The organism is Flavobacterium praedii, assembly GCF_026810365.1.
Classification (GTDB): Bacteria; Bacteroidota; Bacteroidia; order Flavobacteriales; family Flavobacteriaceae; genus Flavobacterium; species Flavobacterium praedii.
In genome coordinates this window covers 3,627,501-3,641,278 of sequence record NZ_CP113948.1, presented here as the reverse complement: position 1 = coordinate 3,641,278, position 13,778 = coordinate 3,627,501, and the positions used below count along the sequence as shown (strand labels likewise).

Genomic DNA, 13,778 nt, shown 5'->3' with positions numbered 1-13,778 from the left:
TACTCTTCTTATTAATTCGTTTTTACTTTTTCTTTTACAAAAAATACTGCTGTACCGGCAATTAACATTGATGCTCCTGCAATTACGATTATCGCCATTGGATTACCTCCAAAAAGAGCTATCAAAGTACTACCTAAAACTCCAGCAGCTATTTGAGGTATTGTGATTGTTGCATTAAAAAGCCCCATATATACACCCATTTTATCTGCCGGTAAAGATCCTGATAACATTGCATAAGGCATCGCCAAAATTGCAGCCCATGCAAGACCTACTCCAGATATAGAAAGTAACAAAATATTTTTATCTTCAACAAAAAACATAGAAATCAATCCTATACCTCCTAATACTAGTGAAAAACTATATGTTTTTTTCCTTCCAATAGATTTTGCAATTGAAGGGATAAATAATGAAAATAAAGCCGCCACTCCACTATAGAAAGCAAACATTACACCAGTCCAATCTCCAGCTTCATTAAAACCAATTGACTTTGCATCTAATGCCTCTCCATGTCCCCAAACTTGATCAGCAATAGCTCTTGTTGTGTAAACCCACATTAAAAACAATGCAAACCATGAGAAAAATTGAACAATTCCTAGTTGCCAAAAGATTTTTGGAGCATTTCCTATTAATTTAAAAATACTTGTCTTTTCCTTATTTTCAGGGGCATTTAGGTCAATTTTATTATACTCAGCATGCTCCTTTGGCGCATATTCTTTGGTTCTAAAAACGGTCCAAAGTACAGTTGCCAATAATATTCCTCCCCCAATATAAAAAGACCAAATAACAGATTCGGCTACTTTCTCTCCAGCTGCAGGAACATTTGACATCCCTATTTTAACAAGAATCCAAGGCAATAATGATCCAAAAACAGCACCAAAATTAATCAACGCACTTTGAAGAGAATAGCCTAAATTCCGCTGTTCATCATTTACCATATCCCCTACTAATGCTCTAAAAGGTTGCATAGTTACATTGAAGGAAGTGTCCATTAATAACAACATTACTGCACCAAAAACCAAGGGCGGTAATAAAAAGGTAAAATATTCTGCATTAGGCATAAAAAACATTGCTAAAGCAGATACTATTGCTCCAAAAAATATAAACGGAATACGTCTCCCTAATTTTGTCCATGTTTTATCACTTGATAGACCAATAATTGGTTGAACTACTAACCCTGCTAAAGGGGCTGCTAACCAAAAATAGCCTATACTATGCACATCAGCGCCTAATGCTTCTAAAATTCTACTTGTATTCCCATTTTGTAAAGAATAACCAATCTGAACTCCTAAGAACCCAAAACTTAAATTCCATATTTGCCAAAAACTTAATTTCGGTTTTTCCATAATTAAAAATTTACTTATTTATATAGGCAAACACAATGTCTACCTTATAGTTATTGATTTTGTAACATCACTATTTCACAAAATTTGAATTTCAAATCCTATAATTCATTCACATAACTTATTTTCGTGTTCAAAAAACACGCTTATTTTTAGATATAGCATTCAATAACTTAAATATGAATTTATTGAAAATTCATTTTTAAGCACTAAATTAATTCTACAATAGTGTGTTCTGATTGAAATTAAGGAATAAAATTGAAGAAACTCAACCTATTTTCAAGGTGATAATCTTTAAAACCAATACTATACCATTTTTAAAAATTCATTAAATCATTAAACTATTTATGATTTTCTTTTAAGATTTTTACCGTAGAGATTAAAAAATATTCTACAAAATCTTCGCTTTAAAAAAACTCATCTTATTTTTCGAAGTAAAAGAGAAGCTATAAACGTGGAGTAAATGTATAAAATTCTTTTCAGATTTAATTGAATTAAATTCAAAAAAAATCATTTTTCGCAACTACAAGGTTATAGTATTGAATAAAATACGAGTTTTAATTGCAATTAATTTCGGAATTGACAATACAGCATAAAAAAATCGAATGAATATTATTCCATTCGATTTTCATTTTTAAAAAAACTAAAAAAAATTTTAAGTTAATATCTGTTAAACTTTCTGATTTACAAAAAAAGCCTTTCCCATAGACCTAAATCTAATATTAGAAATTATATTTATCTAAATAGATTTCACAACCTTTCAATTAATTTTAAATCACTGACAAAAAATACCTAAGAATCCTTTAAAACAATCCAAGAACTATATTTCTATAAAAAGTTCCGCTTTACTTATATGTCTAATAAAAATAGGCTTTAAACTTTAATCTGTAGACTCTCTTTCTACCAAATATGTTTCAATTACTTCTGTTATGTAATTCACTTCTTCAGAATCGTCATCTGCTTCCAATCTGTCTATTATTATTTTGGCAGCTCTATTACCCATTTTAAGTCCACTTTGACTAACAGTTGTTATTGTTGGAGTAGAATATTTTGATATCATACCATCGGTAAATGCTATTACTGCTAGGTCTGTTGGTACATTCAATCCAATTTTATTTGCCGTTTTGATACAGGTTACTGCAAAAATCTCATTTACAGCAAAAACAGCATCAATGGCTTCATCCTCTAATAATTTACCAATAATAATTTCACAAGTATCTATGTCTTCAATTTTAATAATCAAATGCTCATCAAAAGGGATATTATTATCCAACAATGCTTTGATGTACCCGTCCGTTCTTAATTTACCAACACTTACATAATCCACAGTAGTAACCAAGGCAATTTTACGTCTACCTTTGTCTATTAATGATTGAACCGCTTCATAAGCAGCTTGTTTATCATCAATAATCACTTTATCACATAAAACTTCATTAGTAATACGGTCAAACATTACTACGGGCATTCCTTGACTTATGACCTCAGTGATATGATGAAAATCTCCTTTATATTGTGTTTCTTTAGACAAAGACATAATAAAACCATCTATACTTCCATTGGCCAAAAGTTCCATGTTTAAAACTTCTTTATCAAATGAATCGTCAGACAAACATATTACGACACTATACCCTTTTTCATTGGCAACTTGTTCAATACCATTAATTACTGTAGAGAAAAAATGATGAACAATTTCCGGAATGATAATCCCTATTGTTTTGGTTTTCCGATTCTTAAGGCTTAGTGCTATATTATTTGGCTTATAATGATAAAATTTAGCAAAAGCTTGAACTTTCAACCTTGTTTCTTCACCGATTTCGGGGCTATTCCTTAGAGATTTAGAAACTGTGGAAATAGAAACATCTAGTTCTTTAGCGATTTGCTTAAGTGTAATTTTCTTCTTCATAGGGGGTTTACTTAATACTATCTATTCAATTCTTAATAAAGATAACATAATTTTTTATTTATTGTAAATATTCGCATAAAAAAAAATATAAAAAGCAAAGTTTTCAACACTATCACGTTTTCGTAACCGTGTTTGATTTTTGTCATGTCGAGCGTGTTAATTAATTCTTAATTTTGAAATTCGAAGTAAAAAAACTTAAACAAAACTTAACCAAAAAAACAATTAATTTAAACAAAAAGTATGAAAACAATTTATAGAAAGTTGTTATTTTTATTACTCCTACTTCCGTTTTGCGCAATAGCCCAGAACAAAGTTGAAGGAACGGTGGTTGATAATGCGTCAGGCCAACCCATTCCGGGAGTAAATGTAAGAATAGAAGGAAGTGCATCAGGTACTTCAACAGGTTTTGACGGTAAATTTCAATTATCCAATGTTAAGCCATCGGATGTACTTAACATCTCCTATATGGGTTATTCCAATAGGACAGTTATAGTTGGAAACCAAACCTCCTTAATTATTAAACTTCAAGAAGATTCTAATCAATTGAAAGAAGTTGTAGTACAAGTGGGATACGGTTCTGTTAAGAAAAAAGATGCTACTGGAGCTGTAACGGTCTTATCTACTAAAGATTTCAACAAAGGACCAATTGCATCAGCTGATCAATTATTAGTAGGTAGAGCCCCAGGAGTAAGAATTACTTCTGATGGTGGTCAACCAGATTCTAACCCTAATATTAGAATTCGAGGTGGCGCCTCATTATCAGGCAGTAATAGTCCTTTAATAATAGTAGATGGTGTACCATTGGATAATGTAAATCCTGCAGGAGTTGCCAATCCATTAACTTTAATAAATCCAAATGATATCGATTCCTTTACAATTTTAAAGGATGCATCAGCAACAGCTATCTATGGTTCTAGAGCATCAAATGGTGTTATAATTATTACAACTAAAAAAGGGTCTTCTGGAAAACCTCAATTTAATTTTTCATCTAACATTTCTGTTGGTACGGTTAATAATCCAGTTGACATGTTAAGCGGTAAAGAATTTGCTTCTTTTATTCAGAAATACCACCCAGGATACACAAATCTTTTAGGTGTAAGTGATGGTTCTGGAAAAGTAGATGATTTAACTACACCTCAAATTGAAGGTAGAATTCTATCAGACACTAACTGGCAAGATTTAATTTACAGAGAATCATTCTCAACTGACAACTCATTTAGTGCCAGAGCTAACTTATTTGGAAAAGTTCCTTTTAGAGCTTCAGTTGGATACACAAAAAGTGAGGGTGTTGTAAGAACTAATGATTTAGACAGATATACAGCTTCTGTTAAATTTACACCAGTATTACTTGATAATCATTTGAAAATTGACATTAATGCTAAAGGAATTTCTTCTAAGAAAAATGCAATTGACGAGGGTGGTGTAATTGGTGGAGCATTAGGAATGGATCCTACTAAACCAGTTTATGACAACTCATCAAAAAATATATTTGGCGGTTATTATCAATCTTTAAATGCGAATAATTCTATAAATGGTCAATACAATCCATTAGCTCTTTTGAATCAAAGAACTCGTCCAGAAGAAGTACAAAAAGTTTTAGCAAATATTCAATTGGATTATAAAATGCCTTTTTTAGAAGAGTTAAGAGCTGTAACAAATTTTGGTATAGAATCTTCAAAGTCTAAAATTGAAGAGTTTTACTCTAATAATTCATTATCAACTTATCAGTTAAACAACTCTGCAGGAACAAATCCTCCTACATATGTATTCAACCCAGGTAAAAATTATGGTGAGAACCAAACAATAAACAATCAAACTTTTGATGCTTATTTACAGTATACCAAAGACTTGACTGGCTTTGTAACTAAATTTGATGCTCAAGCAGGATATAACTATCAAAACTTTAAAGTTGACGGTAATAAAGAGATTTATAGATACAATACTGACACTGGTTTAAGAGAAGAAACTCCAAACCCATCAAATGGTAATAACAGATACTACAACGAAAGAAACTTACAATCATTTTTTGGAAGAGCAAATGTTGATTTATTAAATAAATATCTATTTACATTTACTTTAAGAGCAGATGGTTCTTCACTATTTGAAGAAAGTAAAAGATGGGGTTATTTTCCTGCTGTAGGTTTTGCTTGGAAAATGAAAGATGAATCTTTCTTAAAAGAGTCAAGCACATTTAACGATTTAAAACTAAGATTAGGATATGGTATTACTGGACAACAAGACATTTCTGGTGTATCTAATTCGTATCCATACATTCCTCTTTTTGCACCAACAAGTGCTTCAAGTACCTATATTCCGGGTGTAAACGGCTATTATGCATTACCTTATAATCCAGATTTAACATGGGAACAAACAGCTACTTACAACGTAGGTATAGATTTTAGTTTATTTACAAATGGAATTGTAACAGGTAGTTTTGATGCTTATAAACGTTTTACAACAGATTTACTATCTATGGTATCTGCTGCTCCTGGTCAAGCTTTAACTAATGAATTTGTTTCAAATGTAGGTAAAATGGAAAACAAAGGTATGGAAGCTAGTTTAAATGTTAAAGTTATTAATAGTCAAGATTTCAATTTATCTGTTAATGGTAATATGGCTTTTAACCTTGGTAAAATTACAGACTTAAACAATAGAACTACAAATGTTGATAATAATTCTGGTATCCCAGTAGGAACAGGACAAAAAATCGCATACAATACTGTGGGTGAGCAACCTTATTCTGCTTGGGTTTTTGAACAAATTTACGATTCAAATTTAAAACCTATTGAAAATGCTTTTGTTGATAAAAACGGAGATGGTCAAATTACAGACTTAGATCGTCATTATGTAGCATTGAGACCAAATTGGACATATGGTTTTGGTCTAACGGCTTCCTATAAACAATTTGATCTATCTACTACATTCAATGGTCAAATAGGCGGTAAAGTTTACAATGCTAGAAAATTACAATCTGGTTTTATTGACCATTCTTTACCTGTAAATTCAAATGCATTAACAAATATGTTAGATACAGAATATGTATTTACAACTATTAATGGTAACGTTCCTTTCTCAGATTATTACTTAGAAGATGCGAGTTTCCTACGTTGTCAAAATGTAACAATTGGTTTTAAAATGGATAATGCTATAAAAGGTGCTTCTTTAAGATTATATACATCTGTAAATAACTTATTTCTTGTATCTGATTATACTGGAACCGATCCAGAAAATTTCAATGCAATTGACAATAATTTCTATCCTAGACCAAGAGTATTTAGTTTCGGTATGAATCTAGATTTTTAATACAAAAAAAAAGAAAAATGAACAAATTTAAAATTATAGGAGCAGCCGTTATGCTTGTCTTTTTCGCTTCATGCGTTGATGATTTGAATACTGAGCCAAAAGTAGAACTAACATTAGATAAATTGTTAGCAAAAGACCCGCAAGCTGTTGAGGGGATGGTTTCTAAAATTTATGGAACATTTGCACTTTCAGGGCCTGATGGGCCAGGTTCTACAGATGTTGTGACCAAAGATGCTGGTGAAGCAGCATTTTTAAGAGGAATCATTAATCTTGAAGATTTTTCTGCAGATGCAGTAAAAAACCGTTGGGGAGATGATGGTTTGGATCAACTTACTACAACAAGTGGATGGAATCCAAATAACAAATTCTTTAGATACTTATTTGACAGAGCTTATTACACAATTCCACAAAGTAATAATTTGATAAAAATCTTAAAAGAAACTAAGACTGCAATTCCAGATAAAGAAAATCATATTGCTGAATTACGTTTTCTAAGATGTTTAGCTTATTATTATGTGATTGATTGCTTTGGAAAAGGTCCTCTAGTAACTGAGGCTGATATCAATTCAACAACACCTAAAAAAGAATCAACAAGAAAAGAATTATTTGATTTTGTTGAAAAAGATTTGTTGGAAGCAGAACAAACTATCACGTCTACAAAATCGTATGGTAAAGCAAATAAAGCAGCAGTTCAAATGTTACTTGCAAAACTATATCTTAATGCGGAAGTTTATACTGGAACTGCAAGATATAATGATGCCCTTACTTATGTAAATAAAGTACTAGCAGATAGCCAATATTCATTAGCGCCGAATTATGTAAGCATATTTTCAGGAGATAACAATACTAGTCCTGAAATTATTTATACATTAATTGCTGATGCTGTAGTTAGTCAAAGTTATGGTAATACTACTTATATTGTAAACGGAAGTTTAAGTAACGATACAGTAGATCCAAACTTATTTGGAGCAAAAGATGGATGGGGAGGTCATAGAGCTACTAAAGCATGGTATGGTTTATTTAATGGTGGTGATTTATTGGGCTCAAATGATGTAAGATCAAAATTATTCTGGACTACAGGTCATTCTTATGAAATGAATAATTATAAAACATGGACAGATGGATATCCAAGTGTTAAATTTAGAAATTCAAACTTTAGCGGAACTTCTATTTCTACAAGCTTCTCGGGTACAGATTTCCCTTTATTTAGATTGGCTGATGCTTATTTAATGTATGCAGAATGTGTATTAAGAGGTGCAACTGCTGGAAATGCTTCACAAGCATTAACTTATGTTAATGCAATAATCACTAGGTCTAAAGGAGATGCAATAACTGCTTCACAATTAAACTTGAATTTTTTAATCGACGAAAGAGCAAGAGAATTGAATTTTGAAGGACAAAGAAGAACGGATTTGATTCGTTTTGGTAAATTCACAGGCGGTTCATATTTATGGCCATGGAAAGGTGGTACTAAAGGAGGTACTTCTATTCCTGATACCTATAAATTATATCCAATTCCTACATCTGCTTTACAAGCAAATTCAAACTTAACTCAAAACCCAGGTTTTTAATTTAACACTAAAGAACAATGAAAAATATATTTAAATTAAGCGCAATAGCGATGCTTTTAATGTCAGCCGTATCATGTGTACCAACTTCTGACAACGAATTAACAGTAATTTCACCATCTGAAACTCCTAAATTACTTGCTCCAGCTGATGGTGCAGTTTTTATACTAGACAAGCTAAAAGCAGCTGATATGGCTACTACTCTTGTTTGGGATTATACTAAATACGACGGTACTCAGACAGTTATTAACTACGAAGTAGAAATGGCTAAAGCTGGAACTGACTTCAAAGCAATTAATGTTATTACAAAAACTACAGATCGTTTAGTAGCACTTACAGTTGCTCAATTGAATGATGCTGCTCTAAATACTGGTTTAGCTCCTTTTTCAGCTTCAGATGCTGAAATTAGAATTAAATCTTACGTTGGAGTAAGTGGCGTACCTCAATACTCTAATGTAGTTAAATTGAAAATCACTCCTTACCCAGCTTGGGATAACTGGGGAATTATTGGTAGCGCAACTCCTAATGGATGGGGTGATCCTGATACAAATTTAACTTACGATTTAGCTACCAAAAAATACACTTTTGACGGTGCATTAAAAGCTGGTGAGTATAAATTTAGACTAGACGACGCTTGGACTGTAAACCGCGGTGACACAGGTGCTGACTTTTCAATGGAACAAAATGGTGACAATATGAAAATCGCTGCTGATGGAAATTATTTAATTACAGTAGATTTTAAAGCAAATATATATAGTATTGTTAAAAAATAATTTTAAAATTATTTCCAAAAAAGGGCTGTCTTAACTGACAGCCCTTTTTTAATTTAAAAAAATAAACTATTCGGAAAAATACTTAAAAAAAATAAAGTTTTAAACACTACAACGATATCGTAAAATGTTTGTAATCAAACATTCTTATTTAATATTAGATAAAACTTAACTTTAAAGAATACAATACAGCGTCATTTAAAACTTTCTAATTGTCATTTTATTCTATTAATAACAAATTCTAACGTTTAAAATCTTAAGGTAAATTAGTTTAAATTAAATGATTTAGGAAATTACACATTTTCAAAAAAATTCTACGACTATGAAAAAACTTATACTTTTAATACCATTTTTTATTTCTTTGTTGTGCACAGCTCAACAACAAACAGCGACTTATTCTATAAGTCCGGCTTCGTTTGAAGAAACAACATCTATTACTATTACCATTAATGGGAGCAGTATAAATGAAAGTACTTGGGGTGTATCAGGTAATGCACTTTATTTATGGGCATGGGCTTTTGACTTAGATGATACTACCCAAAAAGGAACACCTCTAAATGGATCTTGGAATACTTCAGATGAAGCCAGTAGATTTACTTATAACTCTGGAAACGATACTTATACAAAAACATTTGTACCAAGTACCTATTATAATACAACAAATATTGGAAAAATTGGATTTCTAATTAAAGCCAAAGATGGAACTGGTGATAAAAAATCACAAGATATTCTTGCTGAAGTTGGAGCTTTTCAAGTAAACCTAACTTCTCCAGCTGAAAACAGTGCAACCATTTTAACTTCTGGGAGTAATCTTTCTATTGCTGCTACAAATACAAATGGAGTTGCTAGTTACAATTTAAAATCAAATGGAATTAGCATCAATACTAATCCTAGTACTTCTACTTATTCGTTTTCTCATACAAATATCACAGACAATCAAAACTACGAATTAGAGGTAACTCAAGGGACAACAATTATTACTAAAAAATTTACTGTCGTTATAAATCCAAATACAATTTCTGAAACAATTCCAGCTGGCTTAGTTGATGGAATCAATTACAATCCAACAGATGCAACTAAAGCAACATTAGTACTTGATGCACCACTTAAAGATTTTGTATATGTAGCAGGGAGTTTCAATAACTGGCAACCTGGAAATTCATACGCAATGAAAAAAGATGCTACTCCTGGTTCCACCAAATTTTGGTTGGAATTGACAGGATTAACATCAGGAAAAAGTGAAAGCTTTTTATATTGGGTAGGTGAAACTACACCAATTGCTAACTCACCTGCATTGGTCAAAACAGCTGATCCTTATTCTACATTGGTGTTATCACCTTTGGATGATCAATATATTCCGTCTACCACTTATCCTAATATGCCAGTATATCCTGCTGGACAAGACAAAGAAGTTACGGTATTACAAACAGGACAGACTCCTTATGCGTGGAGTACATCAACTACAAACTTTGTAAAACCAGAAAAAGACAAATTAGTAGTATATGAAGTATTAGTTCGTGATTTTGATGCCAATAAAAATTATCAAAACTTAATTGATCGTATTGATTATTTTAAAAATTTAAAGATCAATGCCATTGAGTTAATGCCTGTAATGGAATTTGAAGGCAACGAAAGTTGGGGTTACAATACTTCATTTCACATGGCATTGGATAAATTTTACGGGCCATCTACAAAATTAAAAGAGTTGATTGACTTATGTCATCAAAATGGTATTGCAGTAATTCTAGATGTAGCCTTAAATCACGCTTTTGGAAGAAATCCAATGATTCGCATGTGGATGAATGATCCAGATGGAGACGGATACGGAAATCCAACTACTGAGAATCCTTATTTTAATACCGTAGCTAAACATTCCTATAGCGTAGGAGAAGATTTTAATCATTCTTCAGCTTATACCAAAAACTATGTAAAACGTGTGATCAAACAATGGATTGAAGAATATAAAATTGATGGATTCCGTTGGGACTTAACCAAAGGATTTACTCAAAATTGTACGGCCAGCGATCAAACTTGTACAGGTAACTATCAACAAGACAGAGTAGATATCTTGAAGGAATATACTGATTATTCATGGTTATTAGACCCAACACATTACACTATTTTTGAACATTTAGGTGGAAATACTGAAGAACAACAATGGGCAAATTATAGAATTTCAGAAAATCCAAGTAAAGGAGTAATAATGTGGGGAAACATGAATTCGAATTATAATGAGTTATCAATGGGTTATACTGCAAATATTTCTGGAATGACAAGTCAAAGCCGTGGGTTTACTGCAAATCGATTAATGGGTTATGCAGAAAGTCATGATGAAGAACGTTTGATGTACAAAAATTCGCAATTTGGTAATGCAACAAATGTAGCTCATAATGTAAAAACTTTAAATGTTGCTTTGTCTAGAATGTCAGCTATTGGAGCAGTTTCTTTATTGGTTCCTGGACCAAAAATGATCTGGCACTTTGGAGAGTTGGGATGGAATTCTTCTATTTATACATGTACAGATGGAAGTGTAAATGACAATTCAGCAACGATTGCAGGTGATTGTAAATTATCTACCAAGCCACAACCACAATGGGCAAACAACTGGCTTGCTGATAATAACAGGAACAAAATCTATTATGACTGGGCTAGAATGATCAGTTTAAAAACTACTGAAGCTGTGTTTTCAGGGGTTGCAACTATTCCGAATACATCATCCCTTACTCCAAATATCAAAATCACGAATAGTACATTAACAAGTACCGATCTCAAAGATGTGCTTATTATTGCTAATCTAGATGTAACTGCAAAAAATGTTGCGACAGGTTTTCAATATACAGGATCATGGTATAATCTAATGGATAATACACCTTATACGGTAACCGACGTGAATGCTACAATTTCTTTGCAACCCGGTGAATTTAGAGTCTACGGAAACAAAGCAACTACTTTGGCTACAACTGATTTTGATGTATTAAATGATATTTATATTTACCCTAATCCAGCATCTAATTATTTTATACTAAATACTACAACTACTAAAGTTCAGATTTATGCAATATCGGGACAATTAGTAAAAACTTTCGATAAAAGTCAAGTCAAAGAATATCAATACAATGTTAGTAATCTAGAGAGTGGTATGTATTTCGTTAAAATATACAACGATGAGAATAAAGTAAAAGTGATGAAGTTTGTCAAACAATAAAAAGCTATTATTATGAATTAGTATAGTTTTAAAAGCCATCAAATTATTTTTGGTGGCTTTTTTTTACAATCAAAAAATTAAATTTGGGCATGTCCTTGTTGCAGATCATTTTGGGCAAATAACATCATTTTTCAAGCAACAAGGTCGGGCTGTCCATTGTATTCCCGATTAACAAAAACTACGGCAAAAAACCTTGTTTTTCTAAATCGGGAGATGCCATTTCCATCCCTCATGCAAATTAGTTTTCACAACCTTTTTATTGGTTTTAAAGGAAATATACTAAAACAAAAAACAGCTCCATATAAGAGCTGTTTTTCATAAATTCGAAGTAAATAGTGTTCTTAACGTATGACTTTATTAATTCAAAGTTACTACATTTTGATTTTTCATTTTTAGATTACCTTTATACACTTCTGCAATAGCTTTTCTAGATAATGAAGGCACATCTTTTGAGATCACAATCTCGTGTGTTACTTTTTTTAGGTTTGTTTCCACTTCCAAAAAATAAACACCATCAGGAAATTCCTCAAGACTATAGGTTTTCATAATACCAGCTTTACCGGTAGCAACCTCAGAATAAATTTCGTTATGCAATTTATCATATATAGTTACATTTGCTTGCTGAATCTCATTTACCGAAAAACTAATTTCTTTTCCTGTTCCTTTTTTTACATTTAGTAAAAAATCACCATCAATTGCATAAGTATTCATGGTAGTCATTGCTACTAATACTACTAGACTTAATTTTAAAATCGTTTTCATAATACTGTTGTTTTAAATTAGTAATTATTTTCACTGCTAAAGTAGCAGTATAATTCAGTTCAAAACACAACTCCATTTTCCAATACAGTTGTTATATTAACCTTACGAAAACGATATCTAACCACTTAAGATAATTAAGTACTATTCTAAGGTAATTTAGAACACACTATATATTTTTATTTTATAAAAAATAAGAAAAAAAAATATCACAAAATCTTAACGTTTCGCACTCCTTTTTCTGCGTAAATCTGCAAAATCTAAGTGAAAACAAAATTATTAATTTCACGATTTTATAGAATATCACTTTATTCGGTAACTCGCTTCCATAACTCACGCGTGCACAACAACTTTAAATATGTAATTACTCTACTATGATTTCGGGTAATAATAATTTGATTAGTTCACTAAATGAATCTTGCATGGGGTATATATTATAAACACAAGTATCTTCTATTAATATTTCCCCACAACTTTTAGGATTGATCCGATTTTTTAAGCGGTTTTAAAATTTGGGATCAAATAAAACACGCAAAAAAATGGCTTCTTTTCTCCAAAAATATTGGAAAACGTTTATCAATAGACGAAACCTCCTTATCCAATGGCGAGCTCTATACTATTTTAACTAACAAAGCCGCTAAAGGTAAAAAAGGAGCTATAGTGGCTATGGTTGCTGGAACTAAAGCTGAGGAGGTAATTGCAATCATTGAAAAAATCCCTCTCAAACAACGAAATCTAGTCACGGAAATAACCTTGGATATGGCAGGGAATATGGGATTGATTGCTAAGAAATGTTTTCCAAACGCAACTCGTGTTACAGACCGGTTTCACGTTCAAAAGCTAGCTACGGAAGCTTTACAAGAAATCAGAATCAAATACCGATGGCTAGCCATAGACCAAGAAAACGAAGCTATAGAAGCAGCCAAGAAA

General features: G+C 31.7%; 7 protein-coding genes and 1 pseudogene (1 of these 8 only partly in view). 5 read left to right on the top strand and 3 right to left on the bottom strand.

What is annotated here, in order from left to right; translation table 11 throughout:
* Positions 1 to 11: 11 nt before the first annotated feature.
* Both OYT91_RS15420 and OYT91_RS15415 read right to left on the bottom strand, forming a co-directional pair.
* On the bottom strand, positions 12 to 1,343 hold the full coding sequence (locus OYT91_RS15420; RefSeq protein WP_269224015.1) for an MFS transporter: 1,332 nt from the start codon (positions 1,341 to 1,343) through the stop codon (positions 12 to 14).
* Positions 1,344 to 2,220: 877 nt separating this feature from the next.
* A complete protein-coding gene (locus OYT91_RS15415; RefSeq protein WP_269224016.1) occupies positions 2,221 to 3,243 on the bottom strand; it encodes a LacI family DNA-binding transcriptional regulator in 1,023 nt (340 codons plus the stop codon).
* A 240-nt stretch (positions 3,244 to 3,483) separates the two neighbouring features.
* Here OYT91_RS15415 and OYT91_RS15410 point away from each other — a divergent pair, with 240 nt between their 5' ends.
* The 4 genes from OYT91_RS15410 (at position 3,484) to OYT91_RS15395 (ending at position 12,089) form a co-directional block, all read left to right on the top strand.
* On the top strand, positions 3,484 to 6,546 hold the full coding sequence (locus OYT91_RS15410) for a SusC/RagA family TonB-linked outer membrane protein (RefSeq protein ID WP_281238662.1): 3,063 nt from the start codon (positions 3,484 to 3,486) through the stop codon (positions 6,544 to 6,546).
* 17 nt (positions 6,547 to 6,563) lie between these two features.
* Complete coding sequence (locus OYT91_RS15405; RefSeq protein WP_281238661.1) at positions 6,564 to 8,117, top strand: RagB/SusD family nutrient uptake outer membrane protein; 1,554 nt, start codon at positions 6,564 to 6,566, stop codon at positions 8,115 to 8,117.
* Between the two features lie 17 nt (positions 8,118 to 8,134).
* Positions 8,135 to 8,887, top strand: a complete 753-nt coding sequence (locus tag OYT91_RS15400) for a SusE domain-containing protein (protein WP_269224019.1) — start codon at positions 8,135 to 8,137, stop codon at positions 8,885 to 8,887.
* Between the two features lie 319 nt (positions 8,888 to 9,206).
* Positions 9,207 to 12,089 carry an alpha-amylase family glycosyl hydrolase gene (locus OYT91_RS15395; protein ID WP_281238660.1) on the top strand — a complete coding sequence of 961 codons (2,883 nt, stop codon included), beginning with the start codon at positions 9,207 to 9,209 and terminating at the stop codon, positions 12,087 to 12,089.
* Positions 12,090 to 12,446: 357 nt separating this feature from the next.
* On the opposite strand, the gene OYT91_RS15390 is transcribed toward OYT91_RS15395, so the two are convergent.
* On the bottom strand, positions 12,447 to 12,851 hold the full coding sequence (locus OYT91_RS15390; RefSeq protein WP_269223018.1) for a T9SS type A sorting domain-containing protein: 405 nt from the start codon (positions 12,849 to 12,851) through the stop codon (positions 12,447 to 12,449).
* A 498-nt stretch (positions 12,852 to 13,349) separates the two neighbouring features.
* Here OYT91_RS15390 and OYT91_RS15385 point away from each other — a divergent pair.
* Positions 13,350 to 13,778: pseudogene (locus tag OYT91_RS15385) on the top strand (ISAon1 family transposase) (its annotated part continues 462 nt past the right edge of the window); the annotation flags it as partial.

Bases quoted from the DNA above. Each gene is read 5' to 3' on its own strand.
- OYT91_RS15420 (WP_269224015.1), bottom strand. From the start codon at position 1,343: ATGGAAAAACCGAAATTAAGTTTTTGGCAAATATGGAATTTAAGTTTT.
- OYT91_RS15415 (WP_269224016.1), bottom strand. From the start codon at position 3,243: ATGAAGAAGAAAATTACACTTAAGCAAATCGCTAAAGAACTAGATGTT.
- OYT91_RS15410 (WP_281238662.1), top strand. From the start codon at position 3,484: ATGAAAACAATTTATAGAAAGTTGTTATTTTTATTACTCCTACTTCCG.
- OYT91_RS15405 (WP_281238661.1), top strand. From the start codon at position 6,564: ATGAACAAATTTAAAATTATAGGAGCAGCCGTTATGCTTGTCTTTTTC.
- OYT91_RS15400 (WP_269224019.1), top strand. From the start codon at position 8,135: ATGAAAAATATATTTAAATTAAGCGCAATAGCGATGCTTTTAATGTCA.
- OYT91_RS15395 (WP_281238660.1), top strand. From the start codon at position 9,207: ATGAAAAAACTTATACTTTTAATACCATTTTTTATTTCTTTGTTGTGC.
- OYT91_RS15390 (WP_269223018.1), bottom strand. From the start codon at position 12,851: ATGAAAACGATTTTAAAATTAAGTCTAGTAGTATTAGTAGCAATGACT.